19 protein-coding genes are annotated in these 24,133 nt (G+C 63.4%); 17 read left to right on the top strand and 2 right to left on the bottom strand.

All coding sequences use genetic code 11. From position 1 onward, the window contains the following. The first annotated feature begins 39 nt into the window (after window positions 1–39). The 4 genes from E8Q40_RS05360 (at window position 40) to E8Q40_RS05380 (ending at window position 3,919) form a co-directional block, all read left to right on the top strand. Complete coding sequence (locus E8Q40_RS05360; protein ID WP_246663006.1) at window positions 40–819, top strand: SDR family NAD(P)-dependent oxidoreductase; 780 nt, start codon at window positions 40–42, stop codon at window positions 817–819. A 24-nt stretch (window positions 820–843) separates the two neighbouring features. Beyond that, window positions 844–2,067, top strand: coding sequence for an acyl-CoA dehydrogenase family protein (locus E8Q40_RS05365; RefSeq protein ID WP_137043408.1), 1,224 nt, complete (start codon window positions 844–846; stop codon window positions 2,065–2,067). Between the two features lie 74 nt (window positions 2,068–2,141). Continuing rightward, window positions 2,142–3,638 carry a flagellar hook-length control protein FliK gene (locus tag E8Q40_RS21900; RefSeq protein ID WP_168197741.1) on the top strand — a complete coding sequence of 499 codons (1,497 nt, stop codon included), beginning with the start codon at window positions 2,142–2,144 and terminating at the stop codon, window positions 3,636–3,638. Next, window positions 3,635–3,919: an EscU/YscU/HrcU family type III secretion system export apparatus switch protein gene (locus E8Q40_RS05380; RefSeq protein WP_137043411.1), complete on the top strand. Its 285-nt coding sequence runs from the start codon at window positions 3,635–3,637 to the stop codon at window positions 3,917–3,919. The genes E8Q40_RS21900 and E8Q40_RS05380 overlap by 4 nt, the downstream gene beginning before the upstream one ends. Before the next feature lie 139 nt (window positions 3,920–4,058). Here the strand turns inward: E8Q40_RS05380 and E8Q40_RS05385 are convergent, their stop codons facing one another. Together E8Q40_RS05385 and E8Q40_RS05390 are read right to left on the bottom strand one after the other, a co-directional pair. Further along, window positions 4,059–4,955: an OmpA family protein gene (locus E8Q40_RS05385; RefSeq protein WP_137043412.1), complete on the bottom strand. Its 897-nt coding sequence runs from the start codon at window positions 4,953–4,955 to the stop codon at window positions 4,059–4,061. Between the two features lie 138 nt (window positions 4,956–5,093). Further along, a complete protein-coding gene (locus E8Q40_RS05390) occupies window positions 5,094–6,434 on the bottom strand; it encodes an MFS transporter (protein ID WP_168197742.1) in 1,341 nt (446 codons plus the stop codon). A 222-nt stretch (window positions 6,435–6,656) separates the two neighbouring features. Here E8Q40_RS05390 and E8Q40_RS05395 point away from each other — a divergent pair, with 222 nt between their 5' ends. From E8Q40_RS05395 to hemH, 13 genes are all read left to right on the top strand, one after another. Beyond that, window positions 6,657–10,139, top strand: a complete 3,483-nt coding sequence (locus tag E8Q40_RS05395) for an indolepyruvate ferredoxin oxidoreductase family protein (protein WP_137043414.1) — start codon at window positions 6,657–6,659, stop codon at window positions 10,137–10,139. A 109-nt stretch (window positions 10,140–10,248) separates the two neighbouring features. Further along, window positions 10,249–10,923 (top strand): Crp/Fnr family transcriptional regulator, encoded by a 675-nt coding sequence (locus E8Q40_RS05400; protein ID WP_137043415.1) that lies wholly within the window; start codon window positions 10,249–10,251, stop codon window positions 10,921–10,923. Between the two features lie 315 nt (window positions 10,924–11,238). Then, window positions 11,239–13,245, top strand: a complete 2,007-nt coding sequence (locus E8Q40_RS05405) for an AMP-binding protein (RefSeq protein ID WP_205995697.1) — start codon at window positions 11,239–11,241, stop codon at window positions 13,243–13,245. Then, on the top strand, window positions 13,242–14,045 hold the full coding sequence (locus E8Q40_RS05410; protein WP_137043417.1) for an ABC transporter ATP-binding protein: 804 nt from the start codon (window positions 13,242–13,244) through the stop codon (window positions 14,043–14,045). The genes E8Q40_RS05405 and E8Q40_RS05410 overlap by 4 nt, the downstream gene beginning before the upstream one ends. A gap of 9 nt (window positions 14,046–14,054) precedes the next feature. Beyond that, window positions 14,055–15,011 carry a branched-chain amino acid ABC transporter permease gene (locus tag E8Q40_RS05415; RefSeq protein ID WP_205995774.1) on the top strand — a complete coding sequence of 319 codons (957 nt, stop codon included), beginning with the start codon at window positions 14,055–14,057 and terminating at the stop codon, window positions 15,009–15,011. A 61-nt stretch (window positions 15,012–15,072) separates the two neighbouring features. Next, complete coding sequence (locus tag E8Q40_RS05420; RefSeq protein ID WP_137043418.1) at window positions 15,073–16,149, top strand: branched-chain amino acid ABC transporter permease; 1,077 nt, start codon at window positions 15,073–15,075, stop codon at window positions 16,147–16,149. Between the two features lie 122 nt (window positions 16,150–16,271). Next, window positions 16,272–17,603 carry an ABC transporter substrate-binding protein gene (locus tag E8Q40_RS05425; RefSeq protein WP_137043419.1) on the top strand — a complete coding sequence of 444 codons (1,332 nt, stop codon included), beginning with the start codon at window positions 16,272–16,274 and terminating at the stop codon, window positions 17,601–17,603. Between the two features lie 150 nt (window positions 17,604–17,753). Next, window positions 17,754–18,593, top strand: coding sequence for an ABC transporter ATP-binding protein (locus E8Q40_RS05430; RefSeq protein ID WP_137043420.1), 840 nt, complete (start codon window positions 17,754–17,756; stop codon window positions 18,591–18,593). A 126-nt stretch (window positions 18,594–18,719) separates the two neighbouring features. After that, on the top strand, window positions 18,720–19,952 hold the full coding sequence (locus E8Q40_RS05440; RefSeq protein ID WP_137043421.1) for a phenylacetate--CoA ligase family protein: 1,233 nt from the start codon (window positions 18,720–18,722) through the stop codon (window positions 19,950–19,952). A 161-nt stretch (window positions 19,953–20,113) separates the two neighbouring features. After that, complete coding sequence (locus E8Q40_RS05445; RefSeq protein ID WP_137043422.1) at window positions 20,114–20,617, top strand: TRAP transporter small permease; 504 nt, start codon at window positions 20,114–20,116, stop codon at window positions 20,615–20,617. After that, entirely contained in the window at window positions 20,614–21,930 is a 1,317-nt protein-coding gene (locus E8Q40_RS05450) for a TRAP transporter large permease subunit (RefSeq protein ID WP_137043423.1), read from the top strand. Before E8Q40_RS05445 ends, E8Q40_RS05450 begins: the two co-directional genes overlap by 4 nt. 33 nt (window positions 21,931–21,963) lie before the next feature. After that, complete coding sequence (gene dctP, locus E8Q40_RS05455) at window positions 21,964–22,932, top strand: TRAP transporter substrate-binding protein DctP (RefSeq protein ID WP_205995699.1); 969 nt, start codon at window positions 21,964–21,966, stop codon at window positions 22,930–22,932. 106 nt (window positions 22,933–23,038) lie between these two features. Then, window positions 23,039–24,076: a ferrochelatase gene (gene hemH, locus E8Q40_RS05460; protein WP_137043424.1), complete on the top strand. Its 1,038-nt coding sequence runs from the start codon at window positions 23,039–23,041 to the stop codon at window positions 24,074–24,076. The last annotated feature ends 57 nt before the right edge of the window (window positions 24,077–24,133 follow it).

The following is a 24,133-nucleotide window of genomic DNA, read 5'->3' on the forward strand; positions in this document are numbered from 1 at the left end:
AAAGAAAACGTCCAGAGGAAACGTCCAAAGGAATCCCCCATGAACGCCGCCGACATGTTCAGCCTCAAGGGCCGCGTCGCGCTGGTCACCGGCGCGTCGTCGGGTCTCGGCCAGCAATTTGCCCGCGCGCTCGCCGACAACGGCGCGGCGGTGGCGCTGGTGGCGCGGCGCACCGACCGGCTCGAAGCCTTCAAGGCGGAACTGGAAAAAACCGGCGCGCGCGCCATCGCCATCGAAGCCGATGTGACGAACCGCGACGCCATGCTGCGCGCATTCGACGATGCTGAAATGGCACTCGGTACCGTCACCATTCTGGTCAACAATGCCGGCGTGGCGCAAAAACCGTTGCGGGCCGTCGAGGTTGCGCCCGAGGAATGGCGGCGCGTGCTAGATGTCGATCTCGATGCCGTGTTCTATTGGGCGCAGGAGGGCGCGCGCCGTATGATCGCCGCCGGCCAGCAGGGTTCCATCATCAACATTGCGTCGGTGCTCGGCTTCGGCGTGTCGAAAGGTACGGCCGCCTATGCGGTGGCAAAAGCCGCGGTGGTGCAGGCGACGCAGGCGCTGGCCATCGAACTTGCCTTCAAGGGCGTGCGCGTCAACGCCATCGCGCCGGGCTGGTTCGTGACCGAGATCAATGACACCTATCTCAACGGCGAGGCAGGTCACGCCATGAAGCGCGACATCCCGATGGGCCGCTTCGGCGAAAAAGGCGATCTCGACGGCGCGCTGCTGCTGCTGGCGTCCGATGCCGGACGTTATATGACCGGCGCCACCATCGTGGTCGATGGCGGGCAGGTGGTGCAGCTCAAGGGATAAAAAGACTTCACGAGGAAACGCATCATGGACTTCAATCTCTCTCCCGAACACGAAGAGCTGCGCCTCAAAGTCCGCGCCTTCATCGACAAGGAAGTTCTGCCGCTGGAGAAGGACCCGGCAAGTTTCTCCGAGCACGAGAACATTCCGCACCGCCTGCTGGAGCCGGTGCGGGCCAAGGCGCGCGCGGCGGGTCTGTGGGCGCCGCAAAGCCCGAAGGAATATGGTGGCATGGAATTGCCGATGGTCGCCTGGGCCGCGATCTACGAGGAAGCCGCGCGCTCGCTGTTCGGCCCGCTCGCCATCCACTGCATGGCGCCGGACGACGGCAACATGAACATGCTGCGCCTCGTCGGCACACAGGCGCAGAAGGACAAATGGCTGGCGCCCATCGTCGCCGGCAAGGTGCGCTCGGCCTTCGCCATGACCGAGCCGGCGCCCGGCGGCGGCTCCGATCCGACCATGATCCGCACCCGGGCCGAGAAGAAGGGTGGCAAATATGTCGTCCACGGCCGCAAGTGGTTCATCACCGGCGCTGACGGCGCTGAACATTTCATCCTGATGGCGCGTACGTCGGACGACGCGCGCAAGGGCCTAACGGCGTTTCTCTATCACAAGGACCAGCCGGGCTGGCGCATTACGCGCCGCATCGAGATCATGGGCCCGGAAGAACATGGCGGCCACTGCGAGCTGGAATTCGACGGTCTGGAAATTCCCGAAGAGAACGTGCTGCTCGGCGAAGGCGAGGGCTTGCGCCTGATGCAAGTGCGGCTGGGACCTGCGCGGCTGACGCACTGCATGCGCTGGACCGGCTGGGCCAAGCGCTGCATGGAGATCGCGCAGGAGTACATCGCGCACCGTGAGGGCTTCGGCATCAAGCTCGCCGATCGCGAAAGCGTGCAGATCAAATTGGGTGAGGTCGCGCAGCAGATTCAGATCGCGCGCCTTCTCACCATGCACGCGGCCTGGATGCTCGATCAGGGTGGGCGCGCGCGCAAGGAAGTGTCGATGGCCAAGGTGCATGTCGCCAATGCGCTGCATCAGGCCGCCGATGTCGCCATCCAGCTGCAGGGCGCGCGGGGCTTCTCCAAGGACACCATCGTCGAATGGATCTATCGCTATGCGCGCTCGGCGAAGCTCGTCGATGGCGCCTCCGAAGTGCACATGATGGTGCTCGCCAAGTTCATGCGCCAGGAAGGCCAGGACTTCTGGCAATGGGGTCCGGGCGAGGGGCGGCGCAACGTCCGGTAGGCGGCGGACGAATCCGCGCGCGACCCTGTGAAATCGGCTAGAATAAATAACTGCCGAATCATGGGGCCCCCTGGATGTCCGTCGTGCCCGTGCAGCCCGGCCTGTCTTATGCCGCGACCGGCGCGCGCCCGGAGCCGACGGTTGTTGTCGGCAATGGCGGGGGCGGCGTTGCGTCCGCTGCCGCGGCTTCCGCTACCGGAACCCAGGCGCCGCCGCTCGATCCTCTGATGGCCGCACTGTCGCAGGCGCTCAGCGCCGCGGCCGCGCGTCAGAACGGGCTGGCACCCCTCTTTGCCAATCTTACAGAACTGATCGGCCGCAGCGATTTGCCCGAGGCGGTGCGCAATGCCGCGCAGACACTGCTCAATCTGCGGCTCTCCAGCACGGCGATTGAGGGCGGCACATTGCGCCAGGCCCTCGGCCGCTCCGGTCTGTTTCTCGAAGCGGTGCAGGCGAAGGGCCTGACGCCCGCCGCCAATATCAAATCGGCTTTGCAGGATTTGCGCACGGTGCTGCAGAGTCTGGTTGATACTGGCCCGGCGCCGGTTGCGACGAGTTCTGCGGCGTCCCTCGCAGTGCCGTCGGCAACGCCGGCGCCCGGCGCGCCGGCCGTGGTGCCACCGCAGGCGGTTGCCGTGGTGGCGGAACCGGGCGTTCGTCAGGCGGCGATGGCGATGCTGTCGGAAACCGAAACGATTCTTGCCCCGGCCCCGGCCCCGGCCGCCGCGGCGGCGCGCGCGGACGGCATGAAGCCTTTGTCCGATAATCTCGATGCGCTGCTGGCGCAGCCCAATCTGCCCGAGACGGTCCGCAACGCCGCCAAGGCCTTGCTCGGTCTGCGCTTCGCTGCCACGCCGCAACTGCCCAGCGCGACATCGGCGCTGCCGCTCGGCGTCCTGCTACCGGATGCGGCTATGGCCGACGCTGCGGTAAGGATGGCGACGCAGAATTTGCGCGATGCGCTCAAGGGATTTCTTGGCGTCGACAGCGTGCCGACGGACAAACGTGCCACGCCCTTGCCGCCGCCATTCCGCGGCTCGCTGCCGGTGGCGCAGCCTCCGATACAAGCGACGATCGCCGGCGCCAGCTTGCACGAAGCGGCGACGACAATGCTGACGCAAACCGATGCGGCCATTGCCCGCCATGTCATGCTGCAGATCGCCTCGCTGCCGGCCTCGCAGCAGCCGTCGCATCCGCCCGACGATCACTCGGTGCGCCTGGTGTTCGATATTCCGCTCGCGACGCCGCAGGGCACCACCATCGTGCAAGTCCAGGTCGAGCGCGATGCGCCGCAGCGCGAAGCCCAGGCGCCGGTGCTCAGCGTGCGTTTCGCCGTCGATATCGAGCCGATCGGTCCCGTGCGCGCGCGTGTGACGCATATCGGCGGCAAGACCAGCGTAACCATGGTCGCGGAGAAGCCGGCAAGCGCCGCCGCCCTGCAGCAGGACATCGGCTCGCTCCGGGCGGCGCTGGCGCAGGCTAGCCTGGAGCCGGGCGATCTGCATTGCCTCAGTCACGATCAGACCAGGGTCACGGCGCCGCAAGGCCAGTTCGTGAACCGCGCCTCATGAGTGGCCAGCCTCCGCAGAAGTCGCCGCTCGCGGTGGCGCTGGAATACGACCATGAAACGGCGCCACGTGTCACCGCCGTGGGCCAGGGCGATACGGCCGAACGCATGCAGGAGATCGCGCGCCATCACGGCGTGCCGCTCATCGAAAATCCGCAGCTCGCCGCGGCTTTGTCGAAATTGCCGCTGGATCAGGAAATCCCCGAACAGCTCTATCGCGCGGTGGCCGAGGTGCTGTCCTATATCCTGAAGACGTCGGGGAAGCTCGGGGCGACGAAGGGCTAAGTGTTTTCGGCGCTGACGCAAACTCCGTTCATTCCCGCGTAAGCGGGAATCCAGTGATTAGAATTCTGGGTCCCCGCTCATAGGCGTTCTGAAAGAACGCCGTTCTTCGAACGGCTATGCGCGGGGACGAACGGTTCGGCTACTTGCATTCGACGTTGACGTCGACGCGGCGGTTGGCCATTTCGACCTTGTTGTCGGGCGTCCACACCGCAAGGCTGCGTTCGCCCCAGGCGACTTCCTTGACCTCGACGCCGGGCATGGCGTTGCGCAGGCCGTTGGCCACGACTTGCGCGCGCTCGCGCGACACGGCCAGATTGACATTGTCGCTGCCGAGCGTGTCGGCATAGCCGGCCACCGTCACGACGCAGCTCTTGCGGTCGCCGATGATCTTCTTGAGATCGGCGGCCAGCTTCTGCGTCTGGGTAATCGCATTGGCGGTCCGGTCGAAGCGCACTGACAATCCGGGCGGGGCGGAAGCAGCAGCGGCAACCGCCGCCTGCGGCACATAGACCACGATCAACTCGCGCTCGGCCGGCGCTTTCGCCGTCTCCGCCTGCGTGGTGTCCTTGGCGACGGTGGTGGACGACATGTTCAGGGAGGCGATGGCGGCTTTCTGCGCCTCGGTCGTGACCTTGATGCTGTCGACCGACAGCGCAATGCGTTGCAGCGCCTGCTCCTGCGCGGTCGTCGCGGTCTTGAGTTCGCCGACCCCGCCGGAGGCCTTCTTGATATCGGCAAGCGCCTTGTCGGTGGCGTCGATCTTGGCGGTCAGCGCGGCGAGCGATTTGTTCGCGGTATCGAGCTTGGCCGAGAGCCCGGCGAGGGCGATATCCGGGCCGCCGCTCGCGGATGCTTTGCCGAGGTCGGCAATGGCGACGTTGGTCCGCTCCACTTTGGCGTTGAGCGTTTCGATCTGCGTCACGAATTTCGTACGCTGATCCGCGGTCGACTTCCACATCACGAGCGCGGTGCCTGCCACCGCCACGACCGCTCCCAGGACGGCCGCCGTACCCGCGGCCAGTGCTTCTCCCGCCATCGCAATCCCCCGTTTTTGATCGACCCTTTTGTAAAAGTTTATACGTCTGCCATTTGCGCGCAACACAAAGCATTAATGTGACAGTGCGTCGCAATATCGAGGACCGGTTGCACGTACCTGACTATGGAGCGCGCAGTCCTAGCTTTTTCTCTGGGCGGAACTGGCGCGCTGTTTGGTGACGAGCAATCCGACGATCAGAATGTTGAGGCTGTTGGTGCCGATGCCAATGGTGAAAGCCGGAGCGTAATAGCCGAAGCTGTCATAGAGCGCACCGGCCAGCCAGCCACCGAGGGCCATGCCGATGGCGAGCGAAAAGAGAACGGTCGGAACGCGCCACGAAGCTTCGTTCGCCGGAAACAGCTCGCGCACCGTCAGGATATAGGCCGGTATGATGCCCGAGTAACCGAGGCCGAACAGGCTGGCGACGGTGAACAGGCCGGCTTCGCTTTGCGTGAACAGGAACGCCACCATCGACAGGCATTGCAGGGCCGAGCCGGCGAGCAGGGTCGGCAACCCGCCAACGCGATCGGCCATGACGCCCCAGAACTGGCGGGTGAGAAAGGCCGAACCGAGCAGCACCGATAGCATCGCGGCACTTGTCGCTCGGCTAACGCCCAGATCGGTGCAGAAGGCGATCAGATGGCTGTGCGGGATCGCCATCGGGATGCAGCACAGTAACGTGGCGCCGCAGATCGTCGCGAATACCAGGTTCGGTGGCAGGCCGATCACCCGATCCGGTGCATTGCCGGGTGCGGCGACGGCCGCGGTTTTTGGTGCATCGGGCGGAGTGCGAAGGAAAATGAGCGCCAGCGGCAGGACGACAAGGCATTCGAGGACGCCGTACCATTCCATCGTCGCGCGCCAGCCATGCGTCGAGATGGCGTGCTCGACCAGCGGCGGCCACATCACGCCGCCGAGATAGTTGCCGCTCGAAATCAGCGCGAGCGCCGACCCGCGCCGCCGGTCGAACCAGCGGCTGACATAGACGTAGAGCGGCGCGTTGATGCCGCCCAGCCCGATCAGGCCGATGAACAGACCGTGGCCGATCCACAGTGGCCAGGATGGGCCGAGGCTCGACAGCCACAATCCAGCCAGGATCATCAGCGCGCCGCAGGCCACCGTCCACCGTGTGCCCACCCGATCGGCTACCTGGCCGAGGATGATGCCGCCAACGCCTGAGCCCAGCCAGGCAAGCGCACTGGCAAGCGCGGGCACCGAGCGCGCGCCGGCGTCCGCGGCGATGTCCTTGAGCCCGACCGCGGTGATCCACGCGGCGCCGGACGACATCATCAGCGTCGTCAGCGCAACGCCGGCGATCAGCCATGAGCTTCTGGTCTCGATCGAGGCTGGAATTTGCAGCATTGCAAAAGGCACGGGGCCGGCATTCCGGTTGTAGTCCGGCGGTCCGGCGAGACCATCGCAATTCGGGCAAGCGAGGATCGGGTCCGGACGCGGCTTGCCGGGTGCAAGGTGTGTCAAACCGCGGCCTTTCGTGCCGAAAACTGCGCCGCAGCCGGGGTCGCGGAAATTTCCTTTTAGAGCCATGCGAGACAACGAAATTGACCCGCATGTTCCGGGGGATAGGCTGGCTGGATCGGTTTTGCCTATCGCATCAAGTGCCTATATGAATGTCGTGCGCAGCCGGTATCGTATTCAAGCCAGTGACGGCGTGGGCCGGAAGGCCCGGCGGGAGGCCATTCAATGACGCTCCGACCGGTGAGCCTCGATGATAAATACGACCTGAACCAGACGCATGTCCTGGTCACCGGCTACCAGGCCCTGATCCGCGCCATCCTGATGCAGAAGGAGCGCGACCGCCGCGCCGGGCTCAACACCGGCGGTTTCCTGACCGGTTATCGCGGGTCGCCGCTCGGCGGCCTCGACCAGCAGTTCATGCGCGCCGGCAAGCACCTGGCCGCTGCCGACGTCCAGTTCCAGCCTGGGCTCAATGAGGAACTTGCCGCCACCGCGCTATGGGGCACCCAGCAGGCCGAGCTGCGCGGCGAAGGCAAGTTCGATGGTGTGTTCGGCCTGTGGTACGGCAAAGGCCCCGGTGTCGATCGCTCCGGTGACGTTTTCCGCCACGCCAATCTTGCCGGCTCATCGAAGCATGGCGGCGTGCTGGCCCTGATGGGCGATGACCACACCGCGGAATCCTCGACCACGGCGCACCAGTCTGAATTCCATTTCGTCGACGTGATGATCCCGATCCTGAACCCGGCCGGCGTTCAGGAAATTGTCGATTACGCTCAGCTCGGCTGGGCGATGTCGCGTTACACCGGCTGCTGGACCGCGCTCAAGTGCATGCACGACACGGTCGAGTCGACCGGCGTCATCGACGGCAGCCTCGAGCGCCTTCAGATCGTGACGCCGACCGACTTCGCCATGCCCGAAGGCGGCCTCAATATCCGCCTCGCCGATACCATCCTCGGTCAGGAAGCGCGTCTGCACGACTACAAGCGCGACGCTATGCTCGCCTTCGTGCGCGCCAACAAGATCAACAAGATAATCACGACCGGCGGCCGCGCGCCGAAGATCGGCATTATCTCCACCGGCAAATCCTATCTCGATGTCCGTCAGGCCTTCGACGAACTCGGCATCGACGAGATCAAGTGCAACGACCTCGGCATCCGCCTGTTCAAGATCGGTTGCCCGTGGCCGATCCCGCGCGAGGAACTGGTCGACTTCGCCCGCGGCCTCGACCTCATCATCGTCGTCGAGGAAAAGCGTTCGCTCATCGAGGTGCAGGTGCGCGAAGAGCTGTACGGCATGCCGAACCAACCGATCTGCATCGGCAAGAAGGACGAGAGCGGCAACTGGCTGTTCCCGGTCAAGGGCGCGCTCGATCCCAACGATATTGCAATCTGCATCGGCGAGCGCGTGCTCAAGCACATCGGCGCCAATGACGAGATCGCCGCGCATGTGGCACGGCTGAAGGGCGCGCAGCGCGCGCTGGCGGAAACCGGCGACGTCGCTGTGCGCATTCCCTATTTCTGTTCAGGCTGTCCGCATAATACCTCGACTCGCGTACCGGAAGGCTCGCGCGCCTATGCCGGCATCGGCTGCCACTTCATGGCGCAGTGGATGGACCGCAAGACGCTCGGCTTCACGCAGATGGGCGGCGAGGGCGTCAACTGGATCGGCGAGGCGCCGTTCTCGAAGCGCGACCACGTATTCCAGAACCTCGGCGACGGCACCTACAATCACTCCGGCTATCTCGCTATCCGCGCCGCCATCGCGTCCGGCGTGACCATGACCTACAAGATTCTCTACAACGATGCGGTGGCGATGACCGGCGGCCAGCACCATGAAGGCGGGCTGACCGTGCCGCAGATCGCCGCGCAGGTCGCCGCCGAAGGCGCCAAACGTGTCGTCGTCGTCTCCGACGAGCCGTGGAAATATCCGAAAGACACGGACTGGCCGAAGGGCCTGACGCTGCATCACCGCGACGAACTCGACCTGCTGCAGCGGCAACTCGCCGAGGTGCCGGGCGTCACCATTCTGATCTACGACCAGACTTGCGCCGCCGAGAAGCGCCGCCGCCGCAAGCGCGGCACATTCCCCGATCCCGACAAGCGCGTCGTCATCAACGACCTCGTCTGCGAAGGCTGCGGCGACTGCGGCGTGAAGTCGAACTGCGTCTCGGTGCAGCCGCTCGCCACCGAATGGGGCCGCAAGCGCACCATCGACCAGTCGAGCTGCAACAAGGACTTCTCCTGCGTAAAGGGCTTCTGTCCGTCTTTCGTGACGGTGCACGGCGCCAAGCCGAAGAAGGCCGACGCAATCGCCGAGCCGGCCGACTGGCCGGCACTGCCGTCGCCGAGCGTGCCGCTGATCAATCATCCTTATGGCATCATCGTCACCGGCGTCGGCGGCACCGGCATCGTCACCATCGGCGCCATCATCGGCATGGCGGCGCATCTGGAAGGCAAGGGCGTCGGTATCATCGACATGGCCGGCCTCGCCCAGAAGGGGGGCGCCGTATACAGCCACATCCGCATCGCCAATAACCCGGACGACATACATGCCATCCGGGTGTCCGCCGCCGGCGCCGACCTCGTGCTGGGCGGCGACATTGTCGTCGTCGGCAACAAGAAAGTGCTGGGCGCGGTGAAGTCCGGCAATACCAGGATGATCGTCAACACCGCCGAATTCCTGCCCGGCGACTTCACCCGCAACGCCGATTTCTCGCTGCCGACCGAACGCCTCAAGCGCGCCATCGTCTCGTCGGCCGGCCGCGACAACAGTCACTTCATCGATGCCTCGCGTCTGGCGACGGCCCTGCTCGGCAATTCGATCGGCGCCAACATGTTCATGCTCGGCTATGCCTATCAGAACGGCGCGCTGCCGTTGTCGCCCGAGGCGATCGAGAAGGCGATCGAGATGAACGGCGAGGCCGTGAAGATGAACATCCAGGCCTTCCGCTATGGCCGGAGAGCCGCGGTCGATCCGGTGGCGCTCGAGAAGCTCATCACGCCGGCGCCGACCGAAGACAATGACTCGCTGAAACTGTCGCAAAGCTTCGGGGAGACGGTGGAGCGCCGCGTCGCTTTCCTCACGGCCTACCAGAGCGCGCGCTACGCGGCGCGCTATCGCACCGCGGTCGAGAAGATCGTGGTCGCCGAAGCCGAGAAGGCGCCGGGTCAGAGCGCGCTGTCCGAAGCGGTCGCCCGCTATCTGTTCAAGCTGATGGCCTACAAGGACGAGTACGAAGTCGCGCGGCTTTATACCGATACCGGTTTCATCGAGCGCGTGAAGGGCCAGTTCGCACCCGGCAACTTGCGTTTCGAATTCCATCTGGCGCCGCCGCTTCTGGCCAAGCACGATCCTTCGACCGGCGAGCCGAAGAAGATGACGTTCGGGCCGTGGATGCTGAAGGCGTTCGGCGTTTTGGCGAAGTTCAAATTCTTGCGCGGCACGCCGCTCGATCCGTTCGGCTATACCGAGGAGCGGCGCACCGAGCGCCGGCTGGTGAGCGAATATCTGAACAAGCTCGACGCCCTGATCGCCGATCTGACGCCGGCCAATTATCCGGCGGCGGTGGCGCTTGCTTCGATCCCGGAGAAGATTCGCGGTTACGGCCCGGTCAAGGCGCGCCACCTGAAGATTGCGCAGGCGGAAGAGCAGGGCCTGTGGGAGCAATTCCGCTCGGGCGCCACGGCTTTCCTCAAAGCGGCGGAGTAAAGTTGTCGCAGTCCTGCGTGCGAATGAGCGCGGCGCTTGGTTGGGGGCTCGATCAGGGCCATAGTGCTTTTCATACAGCCGAAGGCCCGCTGCTGAAGGACATTGTCTCGTGATTTCAGCCGATCATCTGCGGCGCATCGCGTTCTGGTCGCATGAGCTGCCTGAGCAAGAGTTCGAGCGCGCGCGCCGCGGAATAGCCGAAAAGACATACGCCAAGGGCGGCTATGTTTTTCACCGCGGCGACCGCTTCGACGCCTGGACCGGCGTCTCGGAAGGCTTGCTGAAGGTCGCCGCGATCTCTCGCTCCGGCAAAGCCATAACGCTGGCCGGCATGCGGACCGGTGGCTGGTTTGGCGAAGGCACAGTTCTCAAGAACGAGCTCCGTCAGTACGATCTTGTCGCGCTGCGCGACACGCGCCTCGCGCTGATGGAGCGCGCAACCTTCATGTGGCTGTTCGAGAACAGCGTCGGCTTTAATCGCCTTCTGGTGCGCCAGCTCAACGAGCGCCTTGGCCAGTTCATCGCTTTTGTTGAGTACGACCGCAGCCTCGATGCGGCGGCGCGGCTCGCGCGCAGCATCGCCTGGCTGTTTAATCCGGTGCTGTATCACGAGCCGGCGCCGCATCTTGAGATCTCGCAGGAAGAAGTTGGCCTGCTGTCAGGTCTGTCGCGGCAGATGGCGAACAAGAGTCTGCAGACTCTCGAGAAGAAGGGTCTGCTGCGGGTCGAGCACGGCGGCATCACGGTTTTGGATACGGAACGGCTGTCACGTTACGGTGCGTGAGCTTCGGCAGCGGAATTTGCTTCGTGCGAAATTGTGCGGTGCGACATTGGGAGTCGACATCCCGGCACACATAGCCAACAAGGTGGGGTCTTGTCTGTCAAGCGACCTGTTGCGGCACGCCTGTTTCGCTTCACACTGCAATGCAAAGACGACAGTCGAAACAAGAGAACTTCGCAAGGCTGCGGAACGGTTTAAGCACATCCCGCAGCCCAATACCGGAGCCCCTCGGGCTTGACCGGCATCGGGCGGTGTTTTCATATCGACGGAAATCAAGACGGCCCAAATAGGGGCGCGAGGGGAAATGCGGCCGCGGCGATGACAAGCGCGCGGTCTTTGGGAGGGTTGGCTGTGGCGAATAACGCCGCGCGCGCAGATACGTTTCCGAAGCTGCTGGTCCGTAACGCCGTCGAATTCGCGGCGCGGCCGGCCATGCGTCACAAGGATCTCGGCATCTGGCAAAGCTGGAGCTGGAGCGAAACGCTCGACATCGTTCGCGCCTATGCGGTCGGTCTGTCGCGGCTCGGTCTCAAGCGCGGCGACACCATCGCCATCGTCGGCTCCAACCGTCCGAAGCTCTATTGGTCGATCCTGGCGGCCCAGACGCTCGGCGCCGTCCCGGTCCCGGTCTATGCCGACGCGGTCGCCGACGAACTGGCCTTTGTGCTCAAGCATGCCGACGTGCGCTTCGCTGCAGTCGAAGACCAGGAACAGGTCGACAAAATCCAGTCGGTGCTGGAGCGGCTGCCGAACCTCGCATGGATGTTCTATGACGAGCCGCGGGGCCTGCGTGATTATGACCACGCCCGCCTGCGTTCGATGGACGACATCATCGCCGACGGCCGCAAGGCGCTGGCCGCCGACGCCAAGCTCGGAGCCTGGCTCGACGGCGAGATCGCCGCGACCAGGGGTTCCGATCCGTCGATCATCCTCTATACGTCGGGCACCACCGGCACCTCCAAGGGCGTTGTGCTGTCGGGCGAGCGCTCGATCGCCGCCGCGACCGACACGGTGAATTTCGACCATCTCGACGAGAACGACGTTGCGCTGGCCTATCTGCCGCTGGCCTGGGTCGGCGACCACTACCTCAATTTCGCCCAGGGCATGGTGGCCGGCTTTTGTATGGCCTGTCCGGAGAACGCCGAGACCGCGATGGCCGACCTGCGGGAGATCGGACCTACCTTCTATTTCGCGCCGCCCCGCACGCTCGAAGCTTTGCTGACTCGCGTCATGATCCGCATGGAAGATGCAAGCCCGCTCAAGCGCAGGATCTTCCACTATTTCATCGGCGTTGCCCGGCAATATGGCGAACGCATCCTCAACGGCCAAAGCGTGCCGCTCAAAGGACGCATCCTCTACGGCATCGGCAATCTTCTGGTCTACGGCCCGCTGAAGAACGTGCTCGGTTTCACCCGCGTGCGCACGGCCTACACCGCGGGCGAGGCGATCGGGCCGGACCTGTTCGCCTTCTATCGCTCGATCGGCCTCAACCTGAAGCAGCTCTACGGCCAGACCGAGGCCTTCCTCTACGTCACCTGCCAGCCCGACGGCGCCATCTATTCCGACACGGTCGGTCCGGCCGCCCCGCATGTCGACATCCGCATCGCCGACAATGGCGAGGTGCTGTTCAAGTCGCCCGGGATGTTCACCGGTTACTTCCGGGACGACGCCAAGACTGCCGAGGTGATGACGCCGGACGGCTATGTGAAGACCGGCGATGCCGGCTTCTTCGACGACAAGACCGGGCAGCTCAAGATCATCGATCGCGCCAAGGACGTGGGGAAGCTCAAGGACGGAACTTTGTTTGCGCCGAAATACATCGAGAACAAGCTCAAGTTCTTCCCCAATATTCGCGAGGCGGTCGCTTACGGAGATGACCGCGACTTTGTCACGGTGATGCTGAACATCGATCTCACGGCGGTCGGCTCCTGGGCCGAGCGCAACAACGTCGCTTATGCCTCGTATCAGGAGCTTGCCGGCCATCCTTTGGTCTACGAAATGTTGGAGAAGAATGTCGCCGAGGTGAACCGTTCGCTCGCCCAGGACAAGATGATGGCCGGCGCGCAGATCAGGCGCTTCCTGGTCCTGCACAAGGAGCTCGACGCCGACGACGGCGAACTGACGCGCACGCAGAAAGTTCGCCGTGGCTTCGTCGCCGAGCGTTACGCGCCGCTGATCACTGCGCTCTATGACGGTTCGAACGAGGCCGACATCTCTACTGAGGTGACGTTCGAGGACGGCCGCAAGGGCGTCATCAGCGCCCGCGTCAAGATACGCGACATGAAGGTCGAGCCTGCGGCCGCCGCGATGGAGAAGGCGGCATGAGAGCGCCCGACGATTCACCGAAGGCCCGTATCGGCGAGGTGCTACTCTCGGTCGAGGACGTGTCGCTGGCCTTTGGCGGCGTCAAGGCGATCAGCGGCGTGTCGTTTGACATCCGGCAAGGCGAGATACGCGCCATCATCGGCCCGAACGGCGCCGGCAAGACGTCGATGCTCAACGTCATCAACGGCTTCTATCACCCGCAGCAGGGCCGTATCACCTTCAAGGGTCAGACACGCAGCCGCATGCGCCCTTATGAGGCGGCCACCGGCGGCATCGCCCGCACCTTCCAGAACGTGGCGCTGTTCCGCGGCATGTCGGCGCTCGACAACATCATGGCCGGGCGCACGCTGAAGATGAATGTCAGCTTCTTCTGGCAGCTGTTCCGCCACGGTCCGGCGGTGCGCGAAGAGGTCGAGCACCGCCGCTTCGTCGAGGAGATCATCGACTTCCTCAAGATTCAGGACATCCGCCGCACGCCGGTCGGCCGTCTGCCTTACGGTCTGCAGAAGCGCGTCGAACTCGGCCGCGCGCTGGCGATGCAGCCGGAGCTGTTGCTGCTAGACGAACCGATGGCCGGCATGAACCTCGAAGAGAAGGAAGACATGTCGCGCTTCATTCTCGACGTCAACGAATACTACGGCACCACGATCGCGCTCATCGAGCATGACATGGGTGTGGTCATGGATCTGTCGGATCGCGTCGTCGTGCTCGACCATGGCGAGAAGATCGCCGACGGCACGCCGGACGAGGTCAAGCGCAATCAGGCGGTGATCGATGCTTATCTCGGCGTGGCGCATTAGGGGCGGATGATGAACATCCTCTACCAGATATTCATCGACCCCTTCGTGCAGATGGGCGCGGCGCCGGATCTGCTGGTGCAGACCTTGTGGGACGGCCTGGTCGCCGGCGTGCTCTATGCCCTGATCGCGCTCGGCTTCGTGCTGATCTTCAAGGCCTCCGGCGTCTTCAACTTTGCCCAGGGCATCATGGTCGTGTTCGCGGCGCTGACATTGGTCGGGCTTCACGAGAAGGGCGTGCCGGCCTACATCGCGCTCGCCATCACTGTCGCGGTGATGTTCGCTCTAGCGGTTGGCGTTGAACGGCTGATGCTGCGACCGCTGGTCAACCAGCCCGACATCATCCTGTTCATGGCCACTTTCGGCCTCACTTACTTCCTGATCGGTCTCGGCGAACTGGTGTTCGGCGGCAATCCGAAGGTCATGATCGCGAGTGAACTTGGCCTGCCCAAGGGTACGATTGACGTCAACATGCTTGGTGGCTTCGTCTCGCTGCAGAAGATTGACATTGCCGCCACCGTCATCGCCTCGGTGATGGTCGCGACGCTCGCCGTGTTCTTCCAGAAAACCCGAGTCGGCCGCGCGCTGCGCGCCGTCGCCGACAGCCACAAGGCGGCGCTCTCGGTCGGCATCTCGCTGGAGCAGATCTGGGTGATCGTCTGGTTCGCCGCCGGCGTCGTGGCGCTGGCGACCGGCATCATGTGGGGCGCGCGCTCGGAAGTGTCCTTTGCGCTGCAGATCATCGCGCTCAAGGCATTGCCGGTGCTGATCCTCGGCGGCTTCACCTCGATCCCCGGCGCCATCGTTGGCGGACTCATCATCGGCATCGGCGAGAAGCTCGGCGAATTTTATTGGGGCCCGCTGCTCGGCTCCGGCATCGAAAGCTGGCTCGCCTACTTCATCGCGCTCCTGTTCCTGCTGTACCGGCCACAGGGCCTGTTCGGCGAGAAGATCATCGAACGGATATGACCATGATCCCGAAAAGTGGATGCCGGTTTTCGGATAAGATCATGGTCGAGAAAGAGTAGTCATGCTGTACCGCGAGGCCGGCCAGTTCAAAACCGACTACACCAAGGACATGGCGGTGTTTCCGATCCTGCAGGATCGGATTGGCATCGTCGCCATCATTCTCATTGCCGCTGTCGTAATTCCGCTGTTCGGCAATGACTTCCTGCTGCAGGCGGTGATGATCCCGTTCCTGGTGTTCGCGCTCGCCACCATCGGGCTTAATCTGCTTACCGGTTATACGGGGCTGCTGTCGCTCGGCACCGGTGCCTTCATGGGGGTCGGCGCCTATGCCTGCTACAAGCTGACCTCGGTCTTCCCGGACGTGAACATCATCGTCTGGATCGTGTGTTCGGGCTTCTTCTCAGCCGCGGTCGGCGTTCTGTTTGGCCTGCCGTCGCTGCGCATCAAGGGCTTCTATCTCGCGGTGGCGACGCTCGCCGCGCAGTTCTTCCTGTCCTGGTGCTTCATCCGCGTGCCGTGGCTGTACAATTACAACGTCTCCGGCGCGATCGAGGTGCCGCAGCACACACTTTTCGATATCCCGATCACCGGACCGAATTCGACGCCGTTCACGCGTTACATGATCGTGCTGGCGATCGTGATCGTCATGACCTGGCTTGCTTCCAATCTTATCCGCGGCCGCATCGGCCGGATGTGGATGGCGGTGCGCGACATGGACATCGCCGCCGAGCTGATCGGCATCCGCCTGCTCAATACCAAGCTGCTCGCCTTCGCGGTGTCGTCGTTCTACTGCGGCGTGGCCGGCGCGATGATGGTGTTCCTGTGGTACGGCGGTGCCGAAGCCGAGGTGTTCAACATCAACCAGAGTTTCACCATCCTCTTCATGGTCATCATCGGCGGGCTCGGAAGCCTGATCGGCTCGTTCTTCGGCGCGGCGTTGATCTATATCCTGCCGATTATTCTGCGCTTCGTGCCGGCGGAACTCGGCGTGCCGCTGCATGCCGCCACCGTCGAGCATCTGACCTTCATCATTGTCGGCGCGCTGATCGTCGTCTTCCTGATCGTCGAACCGCATGGCCTGGCGCGGCTCTGGCAGATCGGAAAGCAGAAATTGCGGGTGTGGCCTTTCCCCTATTGAGGGCGCACAATCGCTTCCAATTCCGCCCCGGGAACGGGGCCGGAAACAGCCCCGTCCGGGGCCCATAAGACGAGCCGCGGCAACCGCCGCGGGCCTCGGAGGGAAACAAAGGAGGAAAGACGATGCGGAAGAAGCATCTCGTACTCGGCGCTGCCATTGCGGCGTTGATCGGAGGCGCCTTCGATGCGCGCCCCGCGCAGGCGCAGGACACCATCTACGTACCGCTGTTCACCTATCGCACCGGCCCGTTCGCCGGCTCCGGCATTCCGATTGCCAACGGCATGTCGGACTACCTCACCATGCTCAACGAGCGTGATGGCGGCATCGGCGGCGTCAAGCTGCAGATCGAGGAGTGCGAAACCGGCTACGACACCAAGAAGGGCGTCGAGTGCTACGAAGCCTCGAAGGGTAAGAAGCCGGTCATCACCAATCCCTACTCGACTGGCATCACGCTGCAGCTCATTCCGAAGGCCGCGGTCGACAAGATCCCGGTGCTGTCGATGGCCTACGGCCTGTCGGCTTCGGCTGACGGCACCAACTTCCCGTGGGTGTTCAACCCGCCGGTCACCTATTGGGACGGCGCCTCGGTGTTCGTGAAATACGCGGCGCAGAAGGAAGGTGGCTTCGACAAGCTCAAGGGCAAGAAGCTCGGCCTCGTCCATCTCGACGCGCCTTACGGCAAGGAGCCGATCCCGCTGCTCGAGGCGCTCGCCAAGGAATATGGCTTCGAACTGAAGCTGTACCCGGTGCCGGCCTCCGAGATGCAGAACCAGTCCTCGCTGTGGCTCAATGTGCGCCGCGATCGTCCGGACTGGATCTACCTGCAGGGCTGGGGCGCCATGAACCCGACGGCCGTGAAGGAAGCCGCCAAGATCAACTTCCCGATGAACAAGCTCATCGGTGTCTGGTGGTCGGGTGGCGATGACGACGCGCGGCCGGCCGGCGACGGAGCCAAGGGCTACTCGTCGCTCGACTTCCACGCTGTAGGCACCGACTTCCCGGTCATCAAGGACATCCAGAAGTTCGTGGTCGACAAGGGCAAGAGCCAGGTCCAGAAGGAAAAGGTCGGCGAGAACCTCTATAACCGCGGCGTCTACAACTCGATGCTGATCGCGGAAGCGATCCGCACTGCGCAGCAGATCACCGGCAAGAAGGTCGTGACCGGCGAAGACGTGCGGCGTGGTCTCGAGCAGCTCAACGTCACCGAGGCGCGTCTCAAGGAAATGGGCGCCGCGGGCTTTGCCGCGCCGGTGCGCACGTCCTGCACCGACCACAACGGCCATCACAAGGTCTTCATGGCCACCTGGGACGGCACCAAGTGGGTGAAGTCGTCGGATTGGATGGAGCCGATCAAGGACAAGGTTCGTCCGCTGATCGAGTCGGCGGCCAAGGCTTACGTTGAGTCCAACACCGGCTGGCCGAAGCGTACGGAGCCCTGCGACAAGTCGTCGTGAGGACTCTTACCTTCCCCCTTGTGGGGAGGGTCGCTCGCCGAACGGAGTGAGGTGAGCGGGGTGGGGGTGATCGATATCGCATTGACCCCCACCCCGGCTCGCTACGCTCGCCGACCCTCCCCACAAGGGGGAGGGTAAAGAGGAACACCCATGTCGATCGCCGAAAGCACAGCGCCCACCCCCGCGACGGAGAACATCCTCTCCGTGAACAATATCGAGGTGATCTACGATCACGTCATTCTGGTGCTCAAGGGCGTGTCGCTCGAAGTGCCGAAGGGCGGCATCGTGGCGCTGCTCGGCGCCAATGGCGCCGGCAAGACCACGACGCTGAAGGCGATTTCCAATTTGCTGCACGCCGAGCGCGGCGACGTCACCAAGGGCTCCATCATTTTCGACGGCGCCGAGGTGCAGGACCAGTCGCCGAACGATCTGGTGCGGCGCGGCTGCATCCAGGTGATGGAAGGCCGGCACTGCTTCGGCCATCTGTCGATCGAGGAAAATCTGCTGACCGGCGCTTTTACCCGGCGCGACGGCGGCGCGGCGATCAAGCGCGACATGGAAAAGGTCTATGCCTATTTCCCGCGTCTTCGCGAGCGTCGCAGCTCGCTGGCCGGCTATACCTCGGGCGGCGAGCAGCAGATGTGCGCAGTTGGCCGCGCCTTGATGTCGAAACCGAAGATGATCCTGCTCGACGAGCCGTCGATGGGGCTGGCGCCGCAGATCGTCGAGGAAATCTTCGAGATCGTGAAGGATCTGAACGCGAAAGAGGGTGTGTCCTTCCTGCTCGCCGAACAGAACACCAACATGGCGCTGAAATACGCCACTTACGGCTACATCCTCGAGAACGGCCGCGTGGTGATGGACGGCGAGGCCAAATCGCTCACCGAGAACGAAGACGTCAAGGAATTCTACCTCGGCATCTCCGAAGGCCGCCGCAAGTCGTTCCGCGAGGGCAAGCACTATCGCCGGCGCAAGCGGTGGCTGGCGTGAACATTCATCGCCGCAGCCTATCAATTGTCATGGCCGGGCTTGTCCCGGCCATCCACGTCTTGCGGCGTGGAAGTTCAGTAAGGCGTAGATGCCCGGCACAAGGCCGGGCATGACGGAGTGAGTTCAATGCCCGACCACTACGACCATCTCGAAACCCGCGGCGCGGCGCTGCGCGACAGCGAACAGTTCGCTGTCCTGCATGGCATTATCGCTCACGCGATGAAGGCGCCGGGTTGGGCCAAGCATTTGGCCGGCGTCGACGTCCGGCATGTCACCTCGCGCGAGACCCTGGCAAAGCTGCCGGTGCTGCGCAAATCCGACATCGTCGCGCTACAGAAAGAGTATCCGCCGTTCGGGGGCCTGAACGTCACGCCGCCGGGCAGGGCCAAGCGTCTGCTGATGTCGCCGGGGCCGATCTTCGAGCCGGAATGTCATGGCGATGACTGGTGGGGCGCCGCGCGGGCCTGCTTCGCTGCCGGCATGCGCGAGGGCGATATCGTCCATAACTCGTTTGCTTATCACCTGACGCCCGGCGGCTTCATCCTCGAGTCGGGCGCGCACAAGCTCGGCTGCGCCGTTATTCCCGGCGGCATCGGCAATACCGAGCAGCAGCTTGAGGCCATCGCGCATTACCGGCCATCGGCCTATATCGGCACGCCGGATTTTCTGAAGATCCTGCTCGATACCGCGCAGAAGACGGGCAAGGACGCTTCCTCGATCAAGCGCGGCCTCGTTTCGGGCGCGGCGCTGCCGGGCTCGCTGCGCGAGGAGTTGCGTTCGCGCGGGGTGGCCGTGGTCCAGTGCTACGCGACTGCGGAACTTGGCGTCATCGCCTATGAGACCGACGCAATGCAGGGGATGGTCGTCAACGAACACCTCATGCTCGAGATCGTGCGGCCCGGTACCGGCGATCCGGTTGCCGACGGCGAAGTCGGGGAGGTGGTCGTCACTTCGTTCAACCCGGATTACCCCATGATCCGGCTCGCCACCGGCGACCTGTCGGCGATCCTGCCGGGTCTGTCGCCGTGCGGCCGCACCAATCATCGCATCAAAGGCTGGTTGGGTCGTGCCGATCAGACCGCCAAGGTAAAGGGCATGTTCGTGCATCCCAAGCAGGTGGCCGAGGTCGGTGCGCGGCATGCCGAGCTGAAGCGGTTGCGCCTGGTGGTTGGCCGCGAGGCTGAGCAGGACACCATGACGCTGCTGGCCGAGGCGGCGGGCTCTGACGCTGCGCTCGCCGAAGCGGTCGCTGCGACACTGCAATCGGTGACCAAACTGCGCGGCGAGGTGAGGCTGGTTTCGCCCGGCTCGCTGCCGAATGACGGCAAGGTGATCGCGGACGAGCGGCCGGTCGGTTAAGCCACCGGGCGTTCACATATGCACGTGCGGGCATCGCAACGCCGCGCAAATCAGCAACAGGTGACCGACGAAAGGGCAGCCAAATGCTTGCTGCCCCGTTATTTTATGCTTAAAATAAATCGTCGAAAGCGTGGTCGATCAACCGCCGCGGAAAATCGAGTATGGCCAGTTCACCCTCGCATACGCGTCCCCATTCCGCGCTGACAACGATTTTCGATCTTTGCGGCTTGTTATCGGCGCTTCTCTTGGGCGCCATTGTCGTCCTGGTGAGCGCGGATATTGCGACCCGAAGTTTCCGTCTTGCCAATCTGGCCTGGGTCAACGAGGTGACGGAGTATCTGTTGACGTTCGCGACCTTTGTCGGCGCGCCATGGGTGTTGCACCACCACGGCCACGTCAACATCGACATCATCGTGACCAATCTGTCTGCGTCGGCCCAACGCGCCTTGGCGCGAACCTGCGATGGGGCTGGCCTGATCATCTCCGCGATCCTGCTCTATGAGGCGCTTCGCGTGCTGCTCGGCAGCTATGCCGACGGCTCGATGGTGTTCAAGAATCTGGTGTTCCCCGAGTGGTACCTGACGACGCCGATCGTGTTCTGCTTCGCGCTTTGCACGGTCGAGTTTGTCGGACGCTTCCTCGCAAAGCGCGAGGCCCTGCCATGAGCTGGGCGCTCGCCGGATTGGGGCTGGGATCGTTCCTGTTCCTGCTGTTCGCCATCGGGATGCCGGTGACGCTCGCCTTTTTCGGCGTCAACCTGGCGGGTGCCTGGGTGTTTCTCGGCGGCGAAGCGGGGCTGGAACAGCTCGTGCGCAACACCGGCGTTTCGGTGAACTCGTTCGCGCTATTGCCGATCCCGCTTTTCGTGATGATGGGCGAAATCCTGTTCCACACCGGCGTGGCCTACCGCTCGATCAATGCCATCGATCGTCTTTTGCAGCGTGTGCCCGCGCGGCTCGCGGTCGTATCTCTGGCAGGCGGCACGGTCTTCGCCGCTTTGTCCGGCTCGTCCATCGCCAATACGGCGCTGCTCGGCGGCACGTTGTCTCCGGACATGCTGCGCCGCGGTTACAGCCCAACGCTTTCGTTCGGCCCTGTCATGGCGGTCGGCGGCATTGCCGTGCTTATTCCGCCGTCGGCGCTGGCGGTGATGCTCGGCAGTCTGTCCGGAATTTCGATTTCCAAGCTGCTGATCGGCGGCATCGTGCCGGGTCTGCTGATGAGTCTCGGCTTCCTCCTATACATCCTCGCGATCTGCTGGCTATGGCCGCATGTGGCGCCTCGGGAGCAGATTCATTCCGGCGGCAGCTTCCGCGAGCGCTACTGGCCTTTCATTCGAGACGTCATGCCTCTGTCGCTGATCTTCGTCGCGGTTATCGGTGGCATGTTGAGCGGCCTGGCCACGCCGACCGAAGCCTCCGCGCTCGGCGCGGTTGCCTCGCTCGTCGCGACCGCGTGCTATGGTGCGCTCAGCCTGAAGACCTTGAAGACCTCGCTTCTCGAAACTGCGAAAGTATCGGTTTCCATTCTTTTCATCATTGCCGCCTCCACTACGTTTTCGCAGATATTGTCGTTTTCCGGCGTCACGACGGGCGTTACCGAGGTCATTGGCAGCCTTCGTTTGAGCCCCGACATGCTGGTGCTGGCGATGCTGGGGTTGCTGCTGCTACTGGGCTGCGTCATCGATCAGGTGTCGATGATGCTCGTGACGCTGCCGTTCTTCATGCCGCTGGCGGCGGCTGCGAATATCGACACGATCTGGCTCGGCCTCATGATGCTGGTCGCGATCGAAATCGGGTTGTTGACGCCGCCATTCGGCATTCTTCTGATGGTCATGCAGGGCGCGGCACCGCGCGGCACGCCGCTGGCGCAAATCTATCGCGCGGCATTCCCCTTCATCGTGATCGAAGTCATGGTGCTGGGGCTGATGTTCGCCTGGCCGGTCATGGTCAATTGGCTACCCGGACTGCTCGACTGACTGACGAACGCGACACAAACGATGGAGTGGGCGATGAATACAAGAATGATCCGGCTGGGCTTAACGGCGCTCTTGCTTGGTTTTACCGCGACCGGCGTCAATGCCGCAGAAGTGACCCTGAAAGCCGTTTCGGTTTTTCCGAAAGGCAACTTCTTCGCGCGCCATTTCGAGACCTTCGTCGAGCGCGTCAATGCGCAAGGCAAAGGCAAGGTGCAGATCAAGTTGCTCGGCGGACCAGACGCCATGCCACCGCTGCAGGTCGGCAATGCTCTCAAAGGCGGCGTGATCGATTTGGCGAACACCACTGGTGTCTTTCATGCCAATCTGGTGCCTGAAGCCGTCGCATTGACACTGACGACCAAGCCGATAGCTGAACTGCGCAAGAATGGCGCCTACGACCTGATGAACAAGATTCATCAGGACAAGGCGCAGATCTACTGGCTCGGCCGCGACGCGCAGCATCTCCAGTATCATATCTATCTGACGAAGAAGCCGAACGATGCCGATTTCAAGGGCCTGCGTTTGCGCTCGGTGCCGGTCTACAACGCATTCTTCAAGGCGCTGGGTGCCAATCCCATGACCATCGCGCCGGGCGAGGTCTACACCGCGCTTGAACGCGGTGTCATCGACGGCTACGGCTGGCCGATCGCCGGCGTGTTCGATCTTGGCTGGCAGGAGCGCACCAAGGTGCGTGTCGATCCCGGTTTCTATGCGGTCGAGACCGGCATTTTCATGAGTCTCAAGAGCTGGAGCGCCCTCGAACCCGACCAGCAGGCCTTTCTGAAGGAGCAGATGGCCTGGCTTGAGGACCAGTCGAAGAGCTATGTGGCGGAAGGAAAAGCCGAGGCCGAAAAGCAGGCTAAGGCCGGGATCGAGGTCTTGACCTTGCCATCCGCCGACGCGGCCAAGTTTATCGCCACGGCCAATGATGCCGGCTGGGCCGCCATTCTCGCGGCGAGCCCGCAATACGGCGCCGAACTGAAAAAACTGCTTGCCGACTAACGCCTCGAGCAATCAAGGCGACGCCGATAGACCTCTCCCCGTCATGCCGGGGAGAGGTCGTGAGCGCTCTTGACGCCCTCGCGCATTTCCCGCTGATTAGCGGGACATGACCGACGCCCAGAATCCCCACCTCCCGCCCGATCATCCCAAGATACCGCCGCGCCGGATCGGCGTGCTTCTGGTCAATCTCGGCACGCCGGATGCCACCGACTATTGGTCGATGCGGCGTTACCTCAAGGAGTTCCTGTCCGATCGCCGCGTCATCGAGGAGAACCCGGTCAAGTGGTGGCTCATCCTCAACCTGATCGTGCTGACCTTCCGGCCGTCGAAGAAGGGCCGCGATTACGACAAGATCTGGAACAAGGCGCGCAACGAGTCCTTCCTCAAGACGATTACGCGCTCGCAGGCCGAGAAGCTCACCGCCACCATGAGCGGCGATACGCGCCTCGTTGTCGACTGGGCGATGCGTTACGGCAATCCATCGATCAAATCGCGGCTCGACGCGCTGCAGGCGCAAGGCTGCGACCGCATTCTGGTCGTGCCGCTCTATCCGCAATATGCCGCGGCGACCACGGCCACCGTCGCCGACAAGGCCTTCGAGGCGCTGGCGCAAATGCGCTGGCAGCCGGCGGTTCGCATCGCGCCGGCCTATTTCAACAACCCGGTCTATATCGAGGCATTGGCCAATTCGCTGCAGGCGTCGCTGGCCGGACTAAGTTTCAAGCCGGACGTCATCCTCGCCTCGTTTCACGGCATGCCGGAAGAGTATCTGGCCAAGGGCGATCCCTATTACTGCCAGTGCGCGGCGACCGCTCGTTTGTTGCGTGAGCGCCTCAAGCTCGACGACACGCAGTTGATGATGACCTTCCAGTCGCGCTTCGGCCCGGCGGAATGGCTCAAGCCTTACACCGACAAGACGGTGGAGGCTTTGGCCCAGCGCGGCGTCAAGAACCTCGCCATCATCACGCCGGGTTTCTCGTCGGATTGCCTCGAGACGCTGGAAGAGATCGCCATGGAAAATGCCGGCATCTTCAGAGAGCACGGCGGCGAGAACTTCGCGGCGATTCCCTGCCTCAACGATTCCGCCGAGGGCATGGCTGTGATCCGCGACGTTGTCGCCCGCGAGCTGCAGGGCTGGGTCTAGCGGACCCGGCCGTCTCAACACCTCGTTAACCATAGCGCTTTAACGTCCGTTAACCAC

Source organism: Pseudolabrys sp. FHR47 (genome assembly GCF_005153485.1).
GTDB lineage: Bacteria > Pseudomonadota > Alphaproteobacteria > Rhizobiales > Xanthobacteraceae > Pseudolabrys.